The following is a 24,065-nucleotide window of genomic DNA, read 5'->3' as shown; positions in this document are numbered from 1 at the left end:
ATTATATTTACTATTGATATTGCTCTTGATGTTTATATGCAAAGCACGCACCAAATATAATCACCTTAATTATCAGTAGGTTAATTTATAATGATGTTTTTTATTTTGTTATATTAACGATAGATTAACCAAAAATGCAATTATCTAGCTATTTTCACTATTTGAGAAAGTTTTACCGAGTAGCCTGTAAATAGTTACACAACTATAGATAATGACTCACTCAAAAATTAACTCAACCTGTTGAAATTTAAGTATAAATAAAGTTGGCCCAAAGCTCGCATTAGTTAAAGTGTCTTTAATCAAAAGGAGAAAGATTATGAAAACATTTAACAAGTCTATTATCGCAGCTCTAGTTCTTGGTACTACGGCTATGGGTGCCCAAGCAAACAGCTGGGAAAACGAAAGTAAAGATGCTTGGATTGACGGTAAGGCAGAAACAGTTCTACTTATGAACACTAATCTAAACAACTTTGACATTAACACTGATGTAAAAAATGGCAAAGTAGTACTTACAGGTAAAGTTAATAGCGAGCTTGATAAAGAGCTAGCAGAAGAACTTGTACTTAGCTTAGATGGTGTATCTGATGTTGATAACAGCCTTACTGTTGTTAAAAGCATGGATACCAAAGATAAAAGCAATGACATGATGGACGATGATGATAACGACCTAACGGACGCTAAAATCACCACTGTAATCACAACTCGCTTCCTGTTTGACTCAGAAGTTGGTGGTACAGACATTGATGTTGATACCGACAATGGTATTGTAACTCTGAACGGTTCAGTAGAGTCTGAAGCTGAAAAACAACTAGCAGTTAAAATTGCTAAAAATGCTGAAGATGTTCGTGACGTAGTTGATAAACTAGCTATTGTTGCTGAATAATACAGTATGGTTAAGGCCCACTAACACTGGGCTTTACGTCTTTTTAATGCTTAATTTAAATGGAGTTTAGTCATGGATATTATTCGTATAATACTTTCGGTTTTATTACCGCCATTAGGTGTGTTTTTGCAAGTTGGCTTAGGTATGCATTTTTGGTTAAATATTTTATTAACACTGCTAGGTTATTTCCCAGGGTTAATACATGCAATCTACATTATTGCGAAAAAATAATGACAGATTATATATTGTGTAAGCCGACTACTGAGGGCTAATGATACAAGTGCCCCAGTACTGTTCGGCTCACAATATTAGCTTTTAAAGTAAATATTTTTTATCAAAATCTAATTTTTAATTTACTCAAACTAAGTGATTTATTTCTTGTAACTCACTCCCAAAATACCCTCAGCCAAACCATTGTTTACTTCAATTAAACTTTCTAACTAACTGCAGTGTTCTGATTCTGTATTGATGCTAGTTAGGAAATCTTTAACATTAGTTTGTTTATATATCTACAATACGCGATTAATTACTCTATTATTTAGTGACAATATTACCATCACTTCTAGTGTTATCATTAAACCAAGCTTTTACGCATATTGAGGTAGCTAATTGAATATTCGACTTATACTGTCAGGCGTTGTGTCATTCGTTTTCTATTTTAGCTGGGCCTACTGGGCAAACAGTTCGGCAGATATTGCTAAATCGGTCACGCTTCAAGCTGCATTAGTACAAGGTTTGTATAGTGGATTTGTAACGCTGTTTTTTACTTTTATTTTAGAAAAGGTCGTCAACAAGTATAAGTTTAGTTATGTAACGCTTGCGTTTGTAACTCCAATTATTTGTATGTTTCATTCTAAAACACCACAAAACGTAGCAATACGACAAAGCTTCAATAATGCAATTAACTCTAGCGCCTCGTATTTAGGTAACAAAAAAATAGCAGGTGTACTTTTTGCGCCTATTATTCCGATTACTGTTCAATCGAGCTTAGTGATTATGGTGAATGTAATTAATCAGACACCTAATTTGGCACTTACAGTGGCCCCAAGCATATTTTTTACAGCCTTGTATGCCTACACATATATGTTAGCTTTACTTAAAAAGTAGAGCGTTAAATACAAAAGACTACATGTGGGAGGAAGGTTTTTATAATTTAATGCAGAGAATATCATCGGGAATATCTTGTATTTTATGCTTATACCCACCTAAAAGATTACTATTTAAGCAGTTAGCTTACTGATTGTTAAAATAAAGGTGTTTGGTAGTGACAAGCACCTAAAAAGTTTTTATACTGCAACCCGCTTTAGTCGCTCTGTGACTGAACGCTTCAAAAATTAACTGCCTAGCAGTTATATAAAAGTTGGCCCCTTAGCTCAGTTGGTTAGAGCACACGACTCATAATCGTTAGGTCCCCAGTTCGAGTCTGGGAGGGGCCACCACTTTTGCAAACTTTCCAAAAAATACCTACTCAAATTATTTAAAGCTACATGAACTTAATATCGTGTAATTTATTATTCTTTATTTACCTCTAATAATAAATATAATTTAAATAAAGTTAATCCATAGATTAAGCTAAGCTTTCTTAAATTTGAAAGAGTGCGAATGCACTATTAAATTCCAGCGTTAAATCGGACGCTATTCATGCTCTGTTTTGTAAATGACAATGAGCTGCACCTGATTTTAGAATACAAAAAAAGCCCCTATTGGGGCTTTTTACTTACTAGTGTTTACTTTTATTGCTCAAAACTACAAGAGTTAACTAATTTTTACGGTATATCTCATGCTCAATATCGTAAATATTTACGCTTAAACTGTCTGATGCTCTGCAGTATGTTTTTAAGCATGAAAGTAGCAGTTCGCTTAACATTTGTTTTTGCTCAATTGAGCGTCCCGCTAAAATATGTACCGCGATATGTATAAACCCTGACTTTCCTGCGCCAAGTTGATATTGCTGATAAGCAATAGCGCGTGTTTTGATGGTTTCTAATTCAAATAAGTTACTTTCGAAAGCGGTAGTGTGAATTTTTTCTACCAGTACTTGTGGTAAAACAGGGAGGTCTTCTGAGTGTTCAATAATAATGTGCGGCATTTAGGCGTTTCCTATTATGAGTTACTGCATGAGCGAGAGTTAATTGTATCAAATACAACAGGGTTCGCTAAACCCTGAACTATCTAAAATCTTTACTTTAAACTAATTTAGTCGTATTTATTTTTGATGTTAGTATAAAAACAAACAGGTGAACCTTCGCTTAGTAACGTAGGTGCCAAGTTACTTATATATTAATTAAGGATAAGTATGAAATTACCACAAAGATTTAAACGTTTAGCTTTACTTACAGGTGCAGTTGTTACATTAAGTGCTTGCTCTGACGATGTTGCATCGGTAAGTTTGGGGTTATTTACAACTAAAGATGTTGTGGTTAATTCGCAGCAAGATCCAATCCTTGAAGGCGTTACTTGTCATATTAGTCATATAGAGGCTAATTTGGACTTTTCTGATCCCTCTGATATGTCTATAGCATGTCGTCAAACGGGTCCTATTACAGCGCAGCAGCTACAAAAAATAGACCGTAGCAAGTCGGGCGAGGTGATATTCAAATCATCTAAAAGTATATTATTTAAATCACTAAAAGTGCGTCGTATTTACGATGCCGAAAACCGTACATTATTGTACTTATCGTATTCAACTAAAGAATCTAGTGGTAGTCATCATCATGCGTTATCTACTGTACCGCTGTATAACACTCAAGCGTGGGATTGGGCGCTTACACAAAAAAACTAAACTAGCACTAAAACTTATAAGAGCACCTTATGTTAGCTTTATTTAAATCGGCACCATTATTGGAAGATCAAGAACAGCAATGGCTTATTGATACGTTTATTTGGGCGGTAGAGAATTTTGATGCTGAGTACTTTACTAAACAAACAAAAATAGTATTGCCGACAGCAGCGTTTTTTCCTGATTCGGTATCGAGTATTGAAGAAATGGCGACTAACGTTTTTACCCGCGTTACTAATTATGCAGGTATGAGCGCGTGGCCTATTCAGCTAGTTGCACCTCAGCAATTACAGCCTCAGGTTTTTCCGCACTTTGAATTTAGCAATGAAATACGTGGAGAAGGAAGCCACTTAATTGTGCCGCCTAGCCATACTATTAATATTTCTTTTAATCCTAATCAGATTAATCAGCCACAGGATTTAGTGGCAAGTTATGCAGGCACGCTTGCGACCATACTTATTCATCACGTTGGTGTGTTACCGCCAGGTGGTAAAGAGTATTTACCACAAGCTGCCGATGCGCTTGCCTGTTTTTTAGGGTTTGGTGTGATGATGAGCAACACGGTGTATCAGTTTAAGGGCGGTTGTGGTTCTTGTTACAACCCATACGCTAACCGTGAAGCTAAACTAAGTGAAACACACACCGTGTTTATGCATGCACTTATTAGTTACTTTAAAAACGATAAAGAGTCTAAAAAGCATTTAAAACCGCATTTACGCAGCCAATTTAAAAAAGCACAAAAAGAAATTAAAGCACTGATAAGTAACTCGGCTAACCCGCTGTTACTAGCTTATTCGCCAAACTAGCAAGGACATGCGTGGAATACTTAGATGAATTTTTACTCATTGTTATTGCTCATTTTTTTGCAGTAGCAAGCCCTGGACCTGACTTTGCAGTAGTGCTTAAGCAAAGTGTGCAACAAGGTAGGCGTAACGCATTGTGGACAAGCGCAGGTGTTGGCGCTGCTATTTTACTACACGTTGCATATTGTGTTTTAGGTGTTGCGCTTATTTTAACGCAATCACCTAATTTATTTATGGCGCTTAAATATCTTGCAGGTGCGTATTTAGCTTACTTAGGCGTACAAGCACTTAGAGCAGCAAAACCTCCTACAAGTATTAAAGACAATAATGAAGGCAATATTGAAAACGATATTAAAAACAAAACCGTTCAAGAGGAACCCGTTTGGCTTGCTTTTAGGCGTGGCTTTTTAACAAATGCATTAAACCCAAAGGCAACGTTATTTTTTATGTCGTTATTTACACTCGTGATTAGCCCAACAACACCCACTAGTGTACAGGTAGGTTACGGCGTATACATGGCACTGGCTACTTGGGCGTGGTTTTCAATGCTGTCAATAATGCTTTCTAGAAATAGCGTAAGGGGTTTCTTCCAGCGACGTGGTTATTGGTTTGACCGTGGAATTGGCGTTATTTTAATTGCCCTTGCAGTACGTGTTGTTATTTAACTTATTTAAAAAGTACAGGAGATAAAATGCCGTTATATAATTTTTCGTTTGGTTCTAATATGTCATCTAACCGTTTGTTAGCGCGCTTACCTAATGTAAAGCGTGTAGGAACAGCGGTACTTAAAGGTTACGAGCTAACTTTTGATATGCTATTTAAAGATGGCTCAGGCAAATGCAGTATTTGCCCAAGCGATAAAGAAGGCGCGGTGGTTTACGGCGTTATTTATGAGCTTAATGAAGATGAAAAAGTTATTTTAGATGGTATTGAGGGTATAGGTTACGACTGCGTAGATATAGCCCCAACGCTTTTAACGGGTGAGACTGTAACTGCACATTGTTATATAGCTAATACCCACGACAGCGATGTACTCCCATACGATTGGTACATAAAACACGTTCATCGCGGATCACTTGAAGCGGGCGTACCAAAAGAATACAGTGATGCGATATTAAATCGCGCACAAAAAAGCGATACCAATCAAGAGCGCGCAGCAATTGAATTTGCAGTTCATCAAAAATAATAAAATAGGATTGATATGAAATTAACCAAACTTGCCGCAATTGCACTACTAGCAGGCACTACGTTTAGCAGCTGGGCACAAGTTGATACCAACAAAATTGACGACGTTATTAAAGCGTCAATGGCACGTTTTGATGTACCTGGTATGGCAGTCGCCATTGTTGAAAACGATAAAGTGATATTTGCTAAAGGCTTTGGTGTAACTAATCTCGATACCAACAAAAAAGTAAACAAAGACACCTTGTTTGGTATTGCTTCAAACACGAAAGCGTTTACAACAGCGGCACTTGCCAAGTTGGTTGATGAAGGAAAATTAAGCTGGGATGACCGCGTAATTGATCATTTACCAGAGTTCAGATTATACGACTCATACGTAACACGCGAAATGCGTATTCGTGACTTATTAAGCCACCGCAGTGGGCTAGGGCTTGGGCAAGGCGATTTAATGATTTGGCCAAGTACCGACAAGTCAGTTGATGAAATTTTAGCGGGATTACAGTATTTAAAACCAGCGAGCAGTTTTCGTAGTAAATACGCTTATAACAACCTGATGTTTGTTACCGCTGGTGAAGTGGTTGCACGTGTGTCGGGTATGAGCTGGAACGATTATATCGAAAAAAATATATTACAACCGCTACACATGGACAACTCACGCGCAGGCTTTTCACGTATTCCAAAAAGTAATAAAAACTGGGCTACAGGTCATATTTCTATGGATGGTACGCTTCATCCATTTTTTGTGAACTACCTAGAAGATTTTAGAGGTGCAGGTGCAATTGCTTCAAGTGTAAGCGATATGAGCCAATGGCTTCGTACGCAATTAGCAGGCGGTAAAATGCCAAGTGGCGAGCAGCTGTTTAGCGAAAAGCAACAAGCGCAAATGTGGCACCCACATATTACGTCTATGGCGTCTAAAAGCGCGTTTGAGTCGTATCATCAGCAGTTTAGGGGTTATGGGTTAGGTTGGAGTATTGAAGACTACCACGGCTTTAAAAAGCTAGGTCACGGTGGTGGTATTTTAGGTATGGTATCGCAAGTTACTTTATTGCCTGAGAAAAAGCTCGGTATTGTTATTTTATCTAATCAACAAGCTTTTGGTGCACTTTCGGCAGTAACTCATGAAGTACTTGAAGATGCGCTTGAGCTTGAAGATAAAGACTGGGTAGAGGATTTAGCTAAAAGTCATTTTGAGGGTAAACAACACGCGTACGCTAATGCAAAACCAGAAGCCCCCGCTGACTACCAACCACAATTACCAAACATTAATTACACCGGTACATTACATGATGATTGGTATGGCGATGTGATTATTGAGCAGCTTGATAGTAAATTGCATATTGATTTTACGCATACCAAGCGCTTAAAAGGCACTCTTGAGCATTACACTGGTAATACATTTATAGTTAAGTGGGATGAAAAGCTGCTTGAAGCGGATGCGTTTATTCGTTTTGAAATGAGCTCACAAAACCGTGTAAACAGCGCTAAAATGCGTGCAGTATCAACACAAGTTACCGACTTTAGCTTTGATTTTAGAAACCTGCATTTAAAAGCAAAATAGCTAATAATATTGATATTCAAGGTATCGATATTTAAAGTGTCGATATACACCAAAGTCGCAAAGCCACCATTAGGTGGCTTTGTTATATTAAACACTCAATTTACTTTGGCTAGGAGCATTTTATGCGTACTGCAGTTATTTCACACCCTCATTGCCGTAAACATAAAATGATAGACGACCATCCAGAATGCCCAGAGCGCTTAGATGCAATTACCGACAGATTATTAGCCAGCGGTGTAGATGTTGGCTTAACACACCTGCAGGCACCTAAGGCCGAGCGTGAGCATTATTTACTTGCTCACGATGAGGCTTTAGTTAAACACGTAGAAACTACACTACCAACCGAAGGACTCGCTAATTTAGATGGCGATACGTGGTTGTGCCCCGATTCGTTTAAAGCGATTGAGCGGGCAGTAGGTGCCGGGTTGTTAGCTGTTGATGAAATACTTGCCGATAAACTCGATGCTGCTTTTTGCTCAGTACGCCCGCCAGGGCATCATGCTAATAAAGATTCATCATCTGGGTTTTGTGTGTTTAATAACTTAGCTATTGCCGTTAAGTACGCACAAAGCAAAGGGATTAAGCGGATTGCGATTGCTGACTTTGATGTACACCATGGGAATGGCACACAAGACATTTTTATTGATGACGAAAACGTACTGCTTTGTTCGTTATTTCAGTATCCGTTTTACCCAAATACAGCGGTTAAAAATAATAGTCATATAGTTAATTCACCTCTGCCAATTGCTAGTAATGGCGACGACCTAAAAGAGGTGTTTACTGGGCAATGGTTACCAAAATTAAAAGCGTTTAAGCCTGAATTACTTTTTATAAGCGCAGGGTTTGATGCACACCTAGAAGATGATATGGCGAGCTTAAAGTTTGTAGAGGATGACTACATTTGGCTTACCGAGCAACTATGTGGTGTTGCTAAAGAGGGCGGCTGCAAAGGTGTTATTTCGTACTTAGAAGGTGGCTATGCGCTATCAGCTTTAGGTCGCAGTGCTGTAGCGCATATAAAAGTGCTTACTGAGGTTTAAATAAAGAGAGTGTTTATAGCCCTAATAAATCAAACGCCTGCGCTGTGCTTAGGGTTTTGATTTTACCAAGGCAGCATTGTCCTTCATTTAATAAGTAAGCTGTAACAAGCTGTGCTAGTTGCTCGCCATTCAATTCAGGGCAAGCAGTGCCTTGTAAATTAAGGTAGTCACCTTGCTTATTAAGTACTCGCACATCGCTTAGTTCACTTTGCATAACGCTGTGTAAGCACTCTTGTTGCTCTTGTTGGTTATGGGCTATCTCAAGCTCATTATAAATAACCAATAACTGTGGATAGCTGTTTAACATAGCCCGTTAGCCTACGGTTACTTCATAAGACGTAAATTTACGAATATTAATAACGCCTTTTTCAAAAATTAAGTACTGGCCTTTAATACCTTGTAAAACACCACTTACAACAGGGTCTTTATCAAAGTTAAATGAGCTGATTTTTGTTGGGTATTCGGTTACTGGAAAGTTTAAATCAACCACATCTTCATCAAGTTGTTCTATTGCTGTTGCGCCAAATAATTCACTGAGCTCGTTTAGCTTTTCACTAATTTGTGGGATCAGCTCGGCTGCAGCTGCTTTTAAGTCAATTGCTTCGTTTTGACCTTTTAGCATATTGCGCCAATTCGTTTTATCGGCAATAAATTCAGCCAATGCAACTTCCACTAAACCTGATTGCAGGCGAGTTTGCACTTTAAAAATAGGTAATGCCTGAGTCGCGCCTTGATCAACCCAACGAGTCGGTATTTGTGTGTGGCGGGTAATACCTACTTTTAACCCAGAGGTGTTAGCGAGATATACATAGTGCGGAATCATGCAGTTTTCTTCACCCCACTGTGGCTCTCGGCACGTGCCTTGGTCGTAGTGGCAGGTTTCTGGTTTCATAATACACATATCGCAACTAGCGAGCTTGCGCATGCATACAAAACAGTGACCTTGAGAATAGCTTTTTTTGGTTTTTTTACCGCAGTTAGAACATAAAATAGTGCCACTAAAGGTAAGCGTAAGCTCCTTACCTATAAATGCATTTAAGTCTACTAGGTGTTCACCTACAGGTAAGTGATATTGTACTGGTTCGGTTAAGCTCGATTTTAATTTACGCAGTGTGCCTTGCATCTTTACTTGGCCCCTAAAGATGTTAAAAAGAGGAGTCTAACATTTTTAAGCTATATTGGCTTTTTAAGAAGTGTAAATAGTCGGTGTAAGGCAGTGCTTTTGCGTATAAATAACCTTGGGCGTAGTCAGCGTTCATATCTTTGAGTAAGTGATGGATTTCTTGGGTTTCTACCCCCTCAATTGTTATTGATAAATTGAGGTTATGCGCCATATCAATGGCTGTTTGTACAATAACCTGGTGAGTAGGGTTATTAGGTAAATCAAAAACAAATGACTTATCTATTTTAAGTTCACTAAAGTGATAATTGACTAAGTAGCTAAGTGACGCATAGCCTGTCCCAAAGTCATCCAGTACTACTTTAATACCTAATGCGGTTAGCTCATCAACTAACTTTATAAGTGCATCCTGGCTATCTACGAAGGCCGATTCGGTTAGTTCAAATTTAAGTAACTGTGCCGGCACTTGGTATTTAATTAAAATATTTTCTACTTTTTCGGCTAAGTTATTTATAGTTAAGTTTTTAGCGCTTAAATTTACGCTAATTGTGTGCTCGTTATAGCCATTTTTTGTAAGCTTGACTATGTCTTTACAGGCTTGCTCTATTACCCACAGTGTTAGCTCGTTAATAATGCCTGTGTGCTCAGCAAGTATTATTAGTTCTTCAATTGATAAGTTGCTGTAAGTTGGGTCGGGCCAACGTAATAAAGCTTCAGCACCACTTACGTGGTTACTTAATAAGTTTATTTGAGGTTGGTAATAAAGTGCCAGTTGATTTGTTTTGATGGCTTGTTGCAACTTAGCAGCTAGAGCAACGTCCATCATTAGATTATTACCGTTTGACGATGACCCAACTTGATTAACGCTACCTTTTGCTTTTTTAAGCGCTAAATAACCACGCTTTAACCAATATTCAAAGTCGTTACTCTTACCTGCACTACTAATACCTATACTGTAACTAAGCTGCAGGTTTAGCCCTTTAATTTCATATTGTTTTGGTAGGCTGCTAATTATTTTAGTCAGTAGTGCTTCTAGCATTTCTTGGTTTTGTGTTTTAGTAGAAATACAGGCAAATACGCCACTGCTTAAATCGGCTAAGCGTGGGCTGGTGTTTAAATCTGTTTCGAGGTTTGTAAATTCGCGTTCATGGCTGAGTTCTAATTCAAGCTCTTTGGCTACATGCTTTATAAGTGTGTAGCCCTGAGAAGAGGTAATAATTGTATTGAGCGAATTAAAGTGACGTATTTTTATTAAACATAAAGTTGTTGAGCGGTTTTGGCTTTGTAGCGCCATAAATGCTTGTTTTAGCTTGGAGCTATTAAGTAACTTTGTTTGTTGTGTGTGCGTGGCATGGTAAAGCGCACGTTCGCGCTGATACCTTACTCGGTCAGCTAACGCCATTGCCATTAAAATAACTTCGCACAAAATAGCCATTAAAAAGGCATGGCGGGAGGTAAAGCTATAAGCCAAAAAGCCAGTGAGCTCCATAGGCTGTATTACCGCACCAAATATCAGCGGTATCCACGAAAGTACATAAAACTTAGCCCACCTAAAGCCGCTACGTAGCTTGTTATAAATTAAAATAATACAAACAACGTATAAAAGTGCCATTACACAAAAAAACAACGGGGCTGCAATGTACTCAGGAATAAATAGACTAGCTATAGCCATTACTGACATAAACAAAAGCAGTTTTACGCTCATTTTGTATCGCCAGCAATTGTCCTTGTGATAGCGTAAAAACATAGTACAAAAGGCGAGAGTGAAAAATGATATTGCGTAGTTAAAAAATATGACTTTTTCGTGAATATATAACTGCCATTGCACTGGCCATAAATAAAATCCAAAACCAAGCACTGCACCCAATAAGGTTAACGCACTAATGATATAGCCAATATAAATTAAATAAACACGGTCTTTTATGCCAAAATAAAGCACCAAGTTATAAAGCGCAGCCATCAATAGCACGCCTACAAAAATACCCCAGATCCCAGTTTGAGAGCGCACTAAGTCAATAAACTCTTTATCACGATATAAGTTTACTGGTGTTTTACTTATGCCGACTGTGTCTATTTTCATTACTAGGCGCTGTGACGATTTTCTTTCTACTAAAAAACGAATATGCGGTACGCTGTATTCAAACAAAGAGAGGGCTTCTTCTTTATCGCCGAGTTTGTATGTTTCAATTAGTTTGTTGTTTTTATCGAGGCGATAAACCGTAAGGTGATCGACCATAGGGTTGTCAAAATGTGCCACAACATTTTGCTTGTTAAGGCTTTTATTTTCTAAATCAAGAAACAACCAATAGTTTTGCTGGCTAAAACTCCATGGAACATCTGAAAATGGTTGATGAGTAAGTAATTCAGGTTGGTTAATGATGGTATCGAATGTTTTAGTTTTGGTTTCGTCAATATAGTAGGCGTAATCGAGGTACATTGGAGCCGTTTTATCAATTGTATATCGTGTAGGCACGACAAGGTTTGATGCCAATGTACTGATTATAAAAAATATAAATATCAGTATGGCAACAGCAATTGCATGGTAACGTAAAGTTCTTAGTTCCAACGTTAATTTACTTTTAAAAAACCTTTTAATTAGTGTAGCACTAAAAAAGCGCAGATAAACTGCGCTTTTGTAGTTAAATTAACTGGTTATACCAATGAATAGGTATTACAGGCTATTGCTCGCGTGCAATAGCACGGTAAGCTATATCAGTACGATATTCCATACCATCCCAGCTAATTTGTTTAACAAGCTCATAGGCGCGCTGCTGCGCTTCTGTAACAGTGTTACCAAGTGCTGTTGCGCATAATACGCGACCGCCTGCGGTTACAACGTCATTGCCACTTTGCTTAGTACCCGCATGAAACACTTTTTCACCCGCAGGGTAATCAACTTTTAGCCCCGAAATTGCATCACCTTTAGGGTAATCACCAGGGTAACCTTTAGCTGCAAGTACAACACCAACGGCTGCGCGTGGGTCAAACTTAATCGTTGTTTTATCAAGTTCTACACGGTTAGCAGCTTCAATCAATTCAACTAAGTCTGATTGTAAACGTAGCATCATTGGTTGAGTTTCAGGGTCGCCAAAGCGACAGTTGTACTCAATTACTTTAGGGGTACCTGTTTCGTCAATCATCAAACCTGCGTATAAAAAGCCGGTGTACGGATGGCCTTCGCTTGCCATGCCTTCTACCGTAGGGTAGATCACTTCGTTCATAATACGCTGGTGGATTTCATCCGTAACAACTGGCGCAGGTGAGTATGCACCCATGCCACCCGTGTTAGGACCGGCATCGCCATTGTAAGCGCGTTTATGGTCTTGACTGGTAGCAAATGGTAATACGTTTTTGCCATCAACCATTACAATGAAAGACGCTTCTTCACCCTCTAAAAATTCTTCAATAACAACACGGCTTCCCGCATCGCCAAAAGCATTACCCGCAAGCATATCGCGAATAGCATCTTCGGCATCGGCTTCCGTCATTGCTACAATTACGCCTTTACCTGCAGCTAAACCATCTGCTTTTACAACAATTGGCGCGCCTTTTTCTTTTAAATAAGCTAGGGCTGGGTCAATTTGTTCAAACGTTTGATAATCGCCTGATGGAATATTGTGGCGTGCTAAAAAATCTTTAGTAAACGATTTAGAGCCTTCAAGCTGGGCTGCGCCTGCCGTTGGGCCAAAAATAGCCATGTTATGTTCACGAAACTTATCAACAACACCCAGTACTAACGGTATTTCTGGACCTACAATAGTAAGCTCTACCTTATTTTGCTGTGCAAAACTAAGTAAACCCTCTAAGTCGTCAACGTTTATTGCTACGTTTTCAAGTTTTGGTTCAAGTGCAGTACCTGCATTACCAGGGGCTACAAATACAGTATTTACTTTGGTGTTTTGAGCGGCTTTAAACGCAAGTGCGTGTTCGCGGCCGCCGCTGCCAATGACTAAAACATTCATGGCGAAAATTCCTATTTAAAGCGGTTTCTTAAATTTCAGCGTCATGCGGTCGCTTTCACCAATGGCTTTATATTTGTCAGCATCTTGTTCGCCGAGTCTTAAGCTTGGTGGTAGCGTCCATACACCTTTAGGGTGATCGGCTGTATCTTTTGGATTTGCATTTATTTCACTGCTTGCTACTAATTCAAACCCAGCTTGTTTAGCAAGGTCTACTACGTAGCTCTGCTTCATATAACCTGATGTTTTTTGATCTTCGTCAGCACGTTCTTCAGCTAAACGGTGTTCAACTAAACCTAATGTACCACCTGGTTTAAGGGCTTTATAAAAAGCTTGGAATGCACTTAATGCACCGCTTTTATCTTTGCCCATATACCAGTTATGCACATTACGAAAAGTTAAAACCATATCGGCACTGCCAGCTGGCGCAATATCTAAATGTGTTACAGGTGCAAACTCAGTAATTTTAACGCTACTAAAGCGCTCATCTTCAGCTACTTTTTGTTTAAAGCCCGCAAGAGATCGTTGGTAGTAGCCAACTGATGAATCAGCAGGAAAGTGCGCGGCATAATAAGTACCTTGCTCTTTTAGTGCTGGCGCTAAAATTTCACTATACCAACCACCGCCTGGCGCAATTTCAACAACTGTCATAGTTGGTTTAAAGCCAAAAAATGCAAGTGTTTGAGCCGGGTGACGATATTCGTCACGAACGCTATTTTTAGCGCTACGTTCGCTTGATTGAAGTGCATGCTCAAGGCTCGATTCGTGGTTATGGCTAAGCGCCATAGTCGATGTCATCGTTAGTGTGGCTACAAGTAGCGATTTTAGCGCAAATTTCATTGTTTGTTCCTTCACATTATAATTTTAAATAGGTTATTGAATAATCAGAATACGTGAATTTATAGCAAACAAAAAGGGTTAAACCAACGTTTAACCCTTTGTGTGATTAGTGGCGGAAATGGCGCATACCAGTAAGTACCATTGCCATGCCAGCTTCATCAGCAGCTGCAATCACTTCTTCATCACGCATTGAGCCACCTGGCTGAATTACCGCAGTAATGCCAGCGGCTGCTGCTGCGTCAATTCCATCACGGAATGGGAAAAACGCATCAGACGCCATAACTGAACCTTTAACTTCAAGGTTTTCGTCGGCAGCTTTTATGCCTGCAATTTTAGCTGAGTATACGCGGCTCATTTGGCCTGCGCCTACACCAATGGTCATACCGTCACGGGCATAAACAATTGCGTTTGATTTAACAAACTTAGCTACTTTCCAACAAAATAGTAAATCTTTAAGTTCTTGCTCTGTAGGTTGACGTTTAGAAACAACTTTTAAGTCGCCTTGCGTTACCATGCCTAAATCGCGGTCTTGAACTAAAATACCGCCGTTAACGCGTTTAATATCTTGGCCAGCTTCTTTACCTGTCCACTGTCCACATTCTAATAAACGAACGTTCTTTTTAGCTTCAACAATTTTTGCAGCGTCGCTCGAAATACTAGGTGCGATAATTACTTCAACAAACTGACGATCAACAATTGCTTGTGCAGTTGCTGCATCTAGCTCTCGGTTAAAGGCAATAATGCCACCAAATGCTGATGTAGGGTCTGTTTTAAAAGCGCGCTCGTATGCTTGTAGAATATTGTCCCCAATTGAAACACCACACGGGTTAGCATGTTTTACAATTACGCACGCAGGTACGTCAAATTCTTTAACACATTCAAGTGCTGCATCGGTATCTGCAATGTTGTTAAACGAAAGGGCCTTACCTTGCAATTGAGTTGCTGTTGCAACTGATGCTTCAGCAATGTCACTTTCCACATAAAAAGCAGCATCTTGATGTGAGTTTTCACCGTAACGCATATCTTGCTTTTTAGTGAACTGCATATTGATAGTACGTGGGAATTTAGTCTCTACAGCAGCTTCCTCGGTGTAATCAGGAACCATTTTACCGAAGTAGTTAGCAATCATGCCATCGTATGCGGCAGTGTGCTCGTAAGCTGCAATCGCTAAGTCAAAACGTGTTTTATACGTAGTAGAGCCATTGTTGTTTTGCATTTCGCTAATAACACGGTCGTAGTCGCTCGCGTTTACCACGATTGTTACGTCTTTGTGGTTTTTAGCGGCTGCACGAACCATTGTAGGGCCGCCAATATCAATATTTTCAATAGCATCTTCAAGGCTGCAGTTTTCTTGAGCGACTGTATTCGCAAAGGGGTATAAGTTAACTACAACTATGTCGATAGCAGAAATGTTGTTATCTGCCATTACGCTTTCATCTTGTCCGCGACGGGCTAATATGCCGCCGTGAATTTTTGGGTGAAGAGTTTTTACGCGACCATCCATGATTTCAGGGTGGCCTGTGTGATCTGATACTTCAGTCACTTTTATGCCGTTATCAGCAAGTAGTTTACATGTACCGCCAGTTGATAATATATCAACGCCTTGCGCTTCTAGTGCGCGGGCAAATTCAACAATACCGGTTTTATCAGACACACTTAATAGTGCGCGACGAATGGGACGATGAGTATCCATTGTAGTTTGATTTCCTCAGTTAATGAGCTAGCTTAGAAGCGGGCATTTTAACTGATTACAACTCAAAAAACGACTTATAAAGCGCCGATGAGGGTGAGCATTTTGCAACTCGGCTATTAAACTACGGGCATAAAAAAAGCACCCTAGGGTGCTTTTTTAATAATTAGCTGTGATAAATCACAGCCAGCATATTAGTTCATGCCGTATTTTTTAAGCTTTTTACGTAAAGTACCACGGTTGATACCTAGTAAAATTGCTGCACGAGTTTGGTTACCACGTGTATATGTCATTACTTCTTCAAGTAATGGCGCTTCTAGCTCTGAAAGAACAAGGTCGTAAACGTCTTGCACATCTTGACCGTTAAGCTGCTTTAAATAGTGGTGAACAGCTTTTTTTACTGCATCACGCAATGGCTGCGGTTTCTCGTGTGACTGAACATGAGGGTTAGTGATAAATGGAGAAGTCACGTTTTGTTCGAACATTATTAAGTCTCTTTCTTTCTTAGTTAGCTGCTAGTGTTTTAAAGTATTGCTCTAATGCGACGACCTGTGCTTGTGGGTTGTCGAGCGCATTAAATACTCGCCTAAACTGACCATCACTGTCATGGGTTTGCAAATACCAAGATACATGTTTGCGAGCAATTCGCGCTCCCATTGGCTCACCGTAAAACAGATGGAGGTTTGTTAAATGCTCCATTAAAATACTGCGCACCTCTGCAATAGCAGGCGGCTGTAAGTGTTCCCCAGTTCGCAAATAGTGGTCTATCTCCCTAAATATCCAAGGGCGACCTTGGGCGGCTCGGCCAATCATAATGGCATCTGCACCCGTATAGTCTAAAACCTGTTTTGCTTTTTCTGGTGATGTAATATCACCATTGGCAACAACAGGAATCGACACTGAACGTTTTATATCCCTAATCGTGGCGTACTCAGCATCACCTTTGTACATACATGCGCGCGTACGCCCATGTACAGCAAGTGATGCAATGCCATAACGTTCAGCTATTCTCGCAATCTCTACACCATTACGGTTATCCGGATCCCATCCTGTACGGATTTTAAGTGTCACAGGTATATCAACAGCATTAACGACTGCATCAATAATCTCTTCCACAAGTTCAGGAAACTGTAATAAGGCAGAGCCTGCGAGTTTCTTGTTCACTTTTTTTGCTGGGCACCCCATATTGATATCTATGATCTGTGCACCGTTAGCAACATTGAATTGTGCGGCCTGCGCCATAAGCTCAGGATCTGCTCCTGCAATTTGCACAGCGCGTATACCCGACTCACCGCTGTGATCCATACGATTCATCGACTTTTCCGTTTTCCAAACCTTAGGATTAGACGATAGCATTTCAGAAACAGCTAGCCCTGCGCCTAAACGACGGCAAAGTTGTCTAAATGGTCTGTCTGTAATGCCAGCCATTGGCGCGACAATTACATTATTCTCAAGTTGGTATTTACCGATACGCACTATATTCAATAGGCCTCTTTTCAAGGGGCGCTAAGTTTACGGTTTTTTTCACAAAAATCAAAGGCTATAAATTGAACAAAAGTAACTTTTTTTTGCCCTTTTCGTATTGACATTTGATAACCACATGACAAGTAGGTTGATTTGTTTGAAATTTATACAAGTTTTATTTTTTACACAATAATCAGAAAACTTTTAATATGTAAAAAAATAGTAAAGCCTGTTAAATACAGGCTTTACATGCAGGTTTTGAGTTAATGCTCTAAATTTGGTTATGCAGTTTATTACGCTTTTTTAGTGCCACTTACTCGAGTCCAATCACCTTCAACGGCGATGTCATCTAGTTCAATAAACGGTGCATAAATATCAGCAACTGATTGTGCTTGTTCTTCTAAAATACCCGACATGGCAATTTTTCCACCAGGCTTTAATAAACCTAAAATTACACTGTGCAATTCGCGAAGTGGCTGGGCTAATATATTTGCCACTACTATGTCGGCGGTAAACTCAGGTTGGTTTTCTGGAAGGTATACTTCAAGTTTGTCTGCAACGCCATTGCGGTTAGCATTATCGAGGCTTGCCTCAAGCGCTTGAGGATCAATATCAATCCCAATCATGCGCTCTGCGCCTAGTTTTATAGCTGCAATACCTAAAATGCCTGAGCCACAACCAAAATCAACAACCGTTTTACCTGTTAGATCTTGGCTTTCTAACCACTTAAGACATAAGGCCGTTGTTGCATGTGTGCCTGTACCAAAAGCAAGGCCAGGGTCAAGCAGTACATTTACTGCATCAGGATCTGGAATGTCGCGCCAGCTTGGACAAATCCATAGCCTTTCACCAAATTGAATAGGGTGGAAGTTATCCATCCATTCACGTTCCCAGTCTTTATCCTCAAGCTGCTCTATTTTGTATACTAAATTGTCTTTTAGTTCATCATGGCGTTTCAATAACGCAACGACTTCATTCATATCGTGATTAGCTTCAAACAAGCCAATTACTGTTGTATCAGCCCAAAATACAACGGTGCCAATTTTGGGTTCGTAAATAGGGGTGTCTTTTGCGTCAATAAAGGTTACTGAAGCACTACCCGCTTCCATTAATAGGTCACTTACTGCATCTGCTGTTGCAGCATTGGCGTTAATACGAATTTGGATCCAAGCCATGATTATTTCCTTCAAATAGAAAAAAGGCCGCTATAGCGGCCTTTTTAGTTTATATAGTAGCGCTAAATTATTTAGCGTCTAAAAAGCTTTTCAGTAAATCTGAGCGAGAAGGGTGGCGTAATTTACGCAGCGCTTTCGCTTCTATTTGACGAATACGTTCACGTGTTACGTCAAACTGTTTACCTACTTCTTCTAAGGTGTGGTCGGTATTCATATCAATACCAAAACGCATACGTAGTACTTTAGCTTCACGGGCTGTTAGGCCTGCAAGTACATCGTTAGTTGCGCCACGAAGAGACTCCATTGTTGCCGAATCGATTGGCGAATCAATAGTTGTATCTTCGATAAAGTCACCTAAGTGAGAATCTTCATCATCACCGATTGGTGTTTCCATTGAAATTGGCTCTTTAGCAATCTTAAGTACCTTACGGATTTTATCCTCAGGCATCATCATGCGTTCTGCTAATTCTTCTGGATTTGGCTCACGACCCATTTCTTGTAACATTTGACGAGAAATACGGTTAAGTTTATTAATCGTTTCAATCATATGTACTGGAATACGGATTGTTCTTGCTTGGTCAGCAATAGAGCGAGTGATTGCTTGACGTATCCACCACGTAGCATAAGTAGAGAACTTATAACCACGGCGATATTCAAACTTATCAACTGCTTTCATCAGACCAATGTTACCTTCTTGAATTAAATCCAAGAATTGTAAGCCACGGTTTGTATATTTTTTAGCAATTGAGATTACAAGACGTAAGTTAGCTTCAACCATTTCTTTTTTCGCACGGCGTGCTTTCGCTTCACCAATGCTCATTCGACGGTTAATGTCTTTAATACGCTCAATGCTTAAACCTGTTGTTTGTTCAATAACAGATAGTTTATTAATGCTACGAATGATTTCTGGCTTAACTTCTTCAAGTTTAGCTGAGTATTTTTCGTTACCTGAAATTTCTAAATCTACCCACGAAGCGTCAGTTTCGTTATTAGCAAAATGCTTAACGAATGTTTTCTTCGGTAATTTAGCAATTTGTACAGCTTGTTTCATGATTAGACGTTCTTGAACGCGAACACGATCCATCATTTCACGCATGTTATTTACCATGCGGTCAAACTGTTTAGGTATTAATTTAAAGGTTCTGAAAAGCTCACCAATTTCAAAAATGGCGGCTTGTGATTCAGGATGCGAACGACCTTTAGCTTCAAACGTATCACGTGCTTTATTGTATAAATCACGTAAATTTTCAAAATGAATGCGCGCTTCTTCAGGATCTGGCCCTGTGTCTACTTCTTCTTCATCTTCGTCATCGCTATCAGCATCATCTTTGTCATCTTTATCGTCATCAAGTTGCTTAGCACTTAATTCTGAACCGATATTAGTTGCTGAAATTGGCGCTGTATCTTCATTAGGATCGATAAATCCAACGATGATATCGCTTAAACGCATTTCTTCAGCTTCAAACTTATCCCACTGCTCTAGCAGGTAAGTGATTGCTTCAGGGTACTCTGCAACAGAAATCTGTACTTGGTTAATGCCTTCTTCGATACGTTTAGCGATTACAATTTCGCCTTCACGTGTAAGAAGTTCAACAGTACCCATTTCACGCATGTACATGCGAACCGGATCCGTTGTACGGCCGATTTCTTTTTCTACAGTCGCAAGGGCTGCAGCGGCAGCTTCAGCTGCGTCTTCGTCTGTCGTTGTTTCTTGCATCATTAATTCATCAGCATCAGGCGCGTTTTCGCTAACCTTGATACCCATATCATTAATCATGCTTATGATATCTTCTACTTGATCTGAGTCTATAATGTCTTGTGGAAGGTGATCATTTACTTCTGCAAAAGTTAAGTAGCCTTGCTCTTTACCTTTTTGAATCAGAAGTTTTAATTGTGACTGAGGAGTTGGATCCATAGAGATTGTTTCTTCCACTCTGATAAGTTGATACAACAGGCGCCATCATGTAGTTTGCATTAAAGCCAACTAGAATAATGTGACGCAGTGAATAGCACAGTATAACAGTTTAAATCAATTTTGACTAGCTGTTAGTGGCTTTTAACGCTGTCATTAACAAATGACACTCAAGTCTTTCGTCGCTACTAAGGCCTTGTGTCTTGTCCTTTATTAATAGGGTCTCGAGTCGATAATTTAAACACTGATCTTCAATAAACTTGAAAGTATTTTTAAAAACCGTCTCTAAACGCTCTTCATTTATGTCGTGTTGCCACGTTGCAAGCTTGATTAAGGGCTCGTAATCTTCAGTTCCTCTAAAAAATTCGAGTAGTTGCGCTGTGGTAATGCTTTCTTTTTCTAAAGCTTGCTCTTGTAAGCGTAATAATAGCCCTATACCAGCAATATTCATTTGTGCGAGTTCAGGTAAATATGGCACATTTTTAGCTAAGTTAGGATGTTGAATTAAAATACCAATCGCTTGACGCATTGGTGTTATTTTAAACTTACGTTCAATCGAATGCTGTTGCTTAGGCGTTTTTAAACGGTTATTTAATTGCTCACGTGTTCTTCCGATTAAACGCCCTAACTGTTCAAGAATGTTTTCTTGATAAAATTCACTTGGGATTTTTTCAATGAGTGGAAGTGCTGCACTGAGTAATTTAGCTTTTCCTGAGTCGAGTGTTAAATCAACTTCTTGGCTTAATTTATTAAACAATACTTTGGTAAAGTCATCTGCTTGGCTTAGGCGCAATTCGAATTGCTCCTTACCTTCTTTTTGTACAAGAGAGTCAGGGTCTTCGCCATCGGGTAAAAAAGTAAATTGCAGTGCTTTACCGTCATTTAAATAAGGAAGTGCGTTTTCAAGCGCCCTCCAAGCTGCATCACGGCCAGCTCTGTCGCCATCGTAACAACAGATTACTTTATCTGTTGTTCTAAACAGCGTATGCATGTGCTCGCTTGTTGTTGCGGTACCTAGTGATGCAACGGCATATTCAATCCCTTGCTCGGCTAAGGCAACAACATCCATGTAACCTTCCACAACCATTACATGCTCAAGTTTTTTATGGGCTTGCTTTGCTTCATAAAGCCCGTAAAGCTCAAAGCCTTTATGAAAAATTCGGGTCTCTGGCGAGTTTAAATATTTTGGCCCTTGGTCGGCTTGCATTACACGCCCACCAAATGCAATAACGCGTCCGCGTTTATCGCGAATAGGAAACATTAATCGGTCGCGGAAAAAATCAAATTGTCTGCCTGGTGTTTTTTCTGAAGCTAGCTTTAATTCAACTAATTGCTCTTTTTGTTCTTTATTACGGCCAAGCTGAAGACATAATCCATCCCATTCGCTGGGAGCGTAGCCAATCATAAACTTTTTAACTGTCTCACCACTTAAACCACGGCCTTTTACATATTCAATAACGGCGGCAGAATTACTGTGGTGTTTTAATTGGTGCTGATAAAAGCGCGCAGTATGAAGCATTAAATCGTAATCAGAGCGCTTTTGCGCAGCAGTACGTTCTGGTGCTGAGTTTGTGCCTTGTTCTCGAGGTACTTCTAAGTTAAGCATGCTTGCTATTTCTTCAATAGCATCTACAAACTCAAGCTTTTCATACTCCATTACAAACGAAATAGCATTACCATTAGCGCCACAACCAAAGCAATGATAGAACTGTTTGTCTTGCGATACGGTAAATGAGGGCGATTTTTCGTTATGGAATGGGCAACAAGCTTGATAATCCTTACCTGCTTTTTTTAGACCTACTTTTGAGTCTATCAGGTCGACAATATCGGTTCTGGCAAGTAAATCGTCTATAAAGTTACGTGGGATCTTTCCAGCCATTAGTAAAATACAGTCCTGAAATAATAAGAAGAATAACGAATATGAAATTTACTTTTTTATACTAGCTTGATGCAAAGTATAGCGTGCTTTAACTTACCAAAATGATAACAAAATAAATAGGGAAGCTATAAAAAATTTCATTTTAAAGTAACCTAGTAGGTGTACTTTTTATTAAAGTTAAAAACAAAGAAACCGAGCGCAAGGCTCGGTTCACTTCAATCATACTTAAATGTATGTGGGAGTATTAGGCAGTTAATCGTTGCTTAATTAAACCAGAGATTTTGCCCATATCGGCACGACCTTCGGCTTTGCTTTTGATTATACCCATTACTTTACCCATGTCTTGCATACCTGCTGCGTTAGTATCAGCAATAGCCGCATCAATGAGAGCAATGATTTCTTCTTCACTCAATTTTTGAGGTAAGAAAGTTTCAAGTGCTACTATTTCATTGGCTTCAATATCAGCTAAATCATCACGCCCAGCATCTTTGTACTGAGTGTAAGAGTCACGACGTTGTTTAACAAGCTTCACTATAACGGAGGTAATACCTGCGTCGTCTAGTTCTATGCGCTCGTCAATTTCACGTTGCTTGATTGCAGCAAGTACCATACGAATAGGGTTAAGACGTTGTTTGTCTTTAGCTCTCATCGCATCTTTTTGCGCATCTTTTAGCGTTATTAAAAGGCTCATTTATACAAGACCTAATATATTAGTATAATTTAACGCGACGTGCGTTATCACGAGAAAGTTTTTTCATGTGACGTTTTACTGCAGCAGCTTTTTTACGCTTACGCTCAGCTGTTGGTTTTTCATAGTGCTCGCGACGACGAACTTCTGAAAGGATTCCTGCTTTTTCACATGAACGCTTGAAGCGACGAAGTGCTACGTCAAACGGTTCGTTCTCTCTTACTTTAATTACTGGCATTAAAAATTCACCTACCTAAATTATGAGCGTTGCTCAAGTTGATCAAACATTGATCAAGTGGTTCAAAAATGGTGCGGTATTGTAATCCGAAGCAACACCACATGTAAAGGACAATATTAACAGAAACGCATCATGTAAAACAGTATTAATTTGCTTGGCGCTGGTAGAGTTTGCAAAACACTTGGCCTGCCTTTTTTTCTTTAATTAACAACCAGTTGCTCGGGTTCTTGAAGGTGGTTAACTCTGTTTCTACTTCAACATAAATTAATGCATCATCGCTTAACCATTGGTTTTTTTCTAATAAATCGCAGGTTGTTTGCGCTAAATCTTTACGAAATGGTGGGTCAACAAATACAAGATTAAACGCTTCGTTTGTGTTTTTTTGCTCTAAAAAGGAGAGTGAATTAGTATGTTTAACGTATGCGTTGTCGAGCTTTAAAGTGCTAATGTTTTGTTCTAATTGCTTGGCAGCTGACGAGTCGAGCTCGATAAATGTGGCGTTTTTTGCAAATCGAGATAGCGCTTCAAATCCTAACCCACCAGAACCTGCAAAACAATCAAGTACATTTGTGTCACGCGTATCTTGCATTAGCCAATTAAATACAGTTTCTTTAATTCGATCGGTAGTAGGTCTTAAGCCTTCTATATTTTTAACAGGGAGTTTTCGGCCTCGAAATTGGCCACTAATCACTCTAATAAAGCCATCACTGGGCTTGTTAGTAGCTTTATTTTGCGTTGTTTTTTTTCTCATTTAGCTCACTAAAAAATGGTATATGGTATCTAGCTCAGATAATATTATGGGTGATTACGTGTAGCTTCATTTTTCAACCGTATTAAAAGTGTTACTATTGA

24 protein-coding genes and 1 tRNA gene are annotated in these 24,065 nt (G+C 39.4%); 10 read left to right on the top strand and 15 right to left on the bottom strand.

What is annotated here, in order from left to right; genetic code table 11:
* Positions 1 to 316: 316 nt before the first annotated feature.
* The 4 genes from AAEY68_RS02235 to AAEY68_RS02220 all read left to right on the top strand — a co-directional run bounded on the left by AAEY68_RS02235 (position 317) and on the right by AAEY68_RS02220 (position 2,322).
* On the top strand, positions 317 to 883 hold the full coding sequence (locus tag AAEY68_RS02235) for a BON domain-containing protein (RefSeq protein ID WP_007586486.1): 567 nt from the start codon (positions 317 to 319) through the stop codon (positions 881 to 883).
* A gap of 72 nt (positions 884 to 955) precedes the next feature.
* Entirely contained in the window at positions 956 to 1,114 is a 159-nt protein-coding gene (locus tag AAEY68_RS02230; protein WP_002957822.1) for a YqaE/Pmp3 family membrane protein, read from the top strand.
* A 378-nt stretch (positions 1,115 to 1,492) separates the two neighbouring features.
* A complete protein-coding gene (locus tag AAEY68_RS02225) occupies positions 1,493 to 1,990 on the top strand; it encodes a hypothetical protein (RefSeq protein ID WP_024590598.1) in 498 nt (165 codons plus the stop codon).
* A gap of 255 nt (positions 1,991 to 2,245) precedes the next feature.
* Positions 2,246 to 2,322, top strand: a tRNA-Ile gene (locus AAEY68_RS02220).
* Positions 2,323 to 2,642: 320 nt separating this feature from the next.
* Here the strand turns inward: AAEY68_RS02220 and AAEY68_RS02215 are convergent.
* Complete coding sequence (locus AAEY68_RS02215; protein WP_002957818.1) at positions 2,643 to 2,972, bottom strand: 5-carboxymethyl-2-hydroxymuconate Delta-isomerase; 330 nt, start codon at positions 2,970 to 2,972, stop codon at positions 2,643 to 2,645.
* A gap of 207 nt (positions 2,973 to 3,179) precedes the next feature.
* Here AAEY68_RS02215 and AAEY68_RS02210 point away from each other — a divergent pair, with 207 nt between their 5' ends.
* The 6 genes from AAEY68_RS02210 to AAEY68_RS02185 all read left to right on the top strand — a co-directional run bounded on the left by AAEY68_RS02210 (position 3,180) and on the right by AAEY68_RS02185 (position 8,248).
* On the top strand, positions 3,180 to 3,665 hold the full coding sequence (locus AAEY68_RS02210; RefSeq protein ID WP_024592501.1) for a CreA family protein: 486 nt from the start codon (positions 3,180 to 3,182) through the stop codon (positions 3,663 to 3,665).
* Positions 3,666 to 3,694: 29 nt separating this feature from the next.
* Positions 3,695 to 4,468 (top strand): hypothetical protein, encoded by a 774-nt coding sequence (locus tag AAEY68_RS02205; protein WP_024592502.1) that lies wholly within the window; start codon positions 3,695 to 3,697, stop codon positions 4,466 to 4,468.
* A gap of 11 nt (positions 4,469 to 4,479) precedes the next feature.
* The gene (locus AAEY68_RS02200) at positions 4,480 to 5,130 is read left to right on the top strand and encodes a LysE family translocator (protein ID WP_024592503.1); all 651 of its coding nucleotides are present in this window, start codon (positions 4,480 to 4,482) and stop codon (positions 5,128 to 5,130) included.
* A 26-nt stretch (positions 5,131 to 5,156) separates the two neighbouring features.
* The gene (locus tag AAEY68_RS02195; protein WP_024592504.1) at positions 5,157 to 5,651 is read left to right on the top strand and encodes a gamma-glutamylcyclotransferase family protein; all 495 of its coding nucleotides are present in this window, start codon (positions 5,157 to 5,159) and stop codon (positions 5,649 to 5,651) included.
* 15 nt (positions 5,652 to 5,666) lie between these two features.
* On the top strand, positions 5,667 to 7,208 hold the full coding sequence (locus AAEY68_RS02190; protein ID WP_024592505.1) for a serine hydrolase: 1,542 nt from the start codon (positions 5,667 to 5,669) through the stop codon (positions 7,206 to 7,208).
* Between the two features lie 122 nt (positions 7,209 to 7,330).
* Positions 7,331 to 8,248 carry a histone deacetylase family protein gene (locus AAEY68_RS02185; RefSeq protein WP_024590604.1) on the top strand — a complete coding sequence of 306 codons (918 nt, stop codon included), beginning with the start codon at positions 7,331 to 7,333 and terminating at the stop codon, positions 8,246 to 8,248.
* A gap of 13 nt (positions 8,249 to 8,261) precedes the next feature.
* Here the strand turns inward: AAEY68_RS02185 and AAEY68_RS02180 are convergent, their stop codons facing one another.
* The 14 genes from AAEY68_RS02180 to rsmD form a co-directional block, all read right to left on the bottom strand.
* Complete coding sequence (locus tag AAEY68_RS02180) at positions 8,262 to 8,555, bottom strand: DUF4144 family protein (protein WP_010553373.1); 294 nt, start codon at positions 8,553 to 8,555, stop codon at positions 8,262 to 8,264.
* A 6-nt stretch (positions 8,556 to 8,561) separates the two neighbouring features.
* The gene (locus AAEY68_RS02175; protein ID WP_010553372.1) at positions 8,562 to 9,371 is read right to left on the bottom strand and encodes a DUF2797 domain-containing protein; all 810 of its coding nucleotides are present in this window, start codon (positions 9,369 to 9,371) and stop codon (positions 8,562 to 8,564) included.
* A gap of 22 nt (positions 9,372 to 9,393) precedes the next feature.
* A complete protein-coding gene (locus AAEY68_RS02170) occupies positions 9,394 to 11,934 on the bottom strand; it encodes an EAL domain-containing protein (RefSeq protein ID WP_010553371.1) in 2,541 nt (846 codons plus the stop codon).
* 112 nt (positions 11,935 to 12,046) lie between these two features.
* Positions 12,047 to 13,330, bottom strand: coding sequence for a phosphoribosylamine--glycine ligase (gene purD, locus AAEY68_RS02165; protein WP_165725127.1), 1,284 nt, complete (start codon positions 13,328 to 13,330; stop codon positions 12,047 to 12,049).
* Between the two features lie 15 nt (positions 13,331 to 13,345).
* Positions 13,346 to 14,167 carry a class I SAM-dependent methyltransferase gene (locus AAEY68_RS02160; RefSeq protein ID WP_007586523.1) on the bottom strand — a complete coding sequence of 274 codons (822 nt, stop codon included), beginning with the start codon at positions 14,165 to 14,167 and terminating at the stop codon, positions 13,346 to 13,348.
* A gap of 106 nt (positions 14,168 to 14,273) precedes the next feature.
* A complete protein-coding gene (gene purH / locus AAEY68_RS02155; protein ID WP_350585417.1) occupies positions 14,274 to 15,860 on the bottom strand; it encodes a bifunctional phosphoribosylaminoimidazolecarboxamide formyltransferase/IMP cyclohydrolase in 1,587 nt (528 codons plus the stop codon).
* A 191-nt stretch (positions 15,861 to 16,051) separates the two neighbouring features.
* Positions 16,052 to 16,342, bottom strand: coding sequence for a DNA-binding transcriptional regulator Fis (fis, locus tag AAEY68_RS02150; RefSeq protein ID WP_002957804.1), 291 nt, complete (start codon positions 16,340 to 16,342; stop codon positions 16,052 to 16,054).
* Positions 16,343 to 16,361: 19 nt separating this feature from the next.
* A complete protein-coding gene (gene dusB / locus AAEY68_RS02145; RefSeq protein ID WP_010553368.1) occupies positions 16,362 to 17,333 on the bottom strand; it encodes a tRNA dihydrouridine synthase DusB in 972 nt (323 codons plus the stop codon).
* A 281-nt stretch (positions 17,334 to 17,614) separates the two neighbouring features.
* Positions 17,615 to 18,496, bottom strand: a complete 882-nt coding sequence (gene prmA, locus AAEY68_RS02140; protein ID WP_010553367.1) for a 50S ribosomal protein L11 methyltransferase — start codon at positions 18,494 to 18,496, stop codon at positions 17,615 to 17,617.
* Between the two features lie 67 nt (positions 18,497 to 18,563).
* Entirely contained in the window at positions 18,564 to 20,411 is a 1,848-nt protein-coding gene (gene rpoD, locus AAEY68_RS02135) for an RNA polymerase sigma factor RpoD (RefSeq protein WP_007586533.1), read from the bottom strand.
* A gap of 124 nt (positions 20,412 to 20,535) precedes the next feature.
* Positions 20,536 to 22,287: a DNA primase gene (gene dnaG / locus AAEY68_RS02130; protein ID WP_007586534.1), complete on the bottom strand. Its 1,752-nt coding sequence runs from the start codon at positions 22,285 to 22,287 to the stop codon at positions 20,536 to 20,538.
* A gap of 244 nt (positions 22,288 to 22,531) precedes the next feature.
* On the bottom strand, positions 22,532 to 22,978 hold the full coding sequence (locus AAEY68_RS02125) for a GatB/YqeY domain-containing protein (protein WP_007586535.1): 447 nt from the start codon (positions 22,976 to 22,978) through the stop codon (positions 22,532 to 22,534).
* 19 nt (positions 22,979 to 22,997) lie between these two features.
* The gene (gene rpsU, locus AAEY68_RS02120) at positions 22,998 to 23,213 is read right to left on the bottom strand and encodes a 30S ribosomal protein S21 (RefSeq protein ID WP_002957797.1); all 216 of its coding nucleotides are present in this window, start codon (positions 23,211 to 23,213) and stop codon (positions 22,998 to 23,000) included.
* Positions 23,214 to 23,358: 145 nt separating this feature from the next.
* On the bottom strand, positions 23,359 to 23,964 hold the full coding sequence (gene rsmD, locus AAEY68_RS02115; protein ID WP_350585416.1) for a 16S rRNA (guanine(966)-N(2))-methyltransferase RsmD: 606 nt from the start codon (positions 23,962 to 23,964) through the stop codon (positions 23,359 to 23,361).
* Positions 23,965 to 24,065 lie beyond the last annotated feature (101 nt).

It is taken from the genome of Pseudoalteromonas sp. RB2-MNA-CIBAN-0110 (genome assembly GCF_040309305.1).
Lineage (GTDB): Bacteria > Pseudomonadota > Gammaproteobacteria > Enterobacterales > Alteromonadaceae > Pseudoalteromonas > Pseudoalteromonas arctica.
Note: the sequence above shows the minus strand (reverse complement) of the source record. Positions and strands in the feature narration are given on the sequence as shown.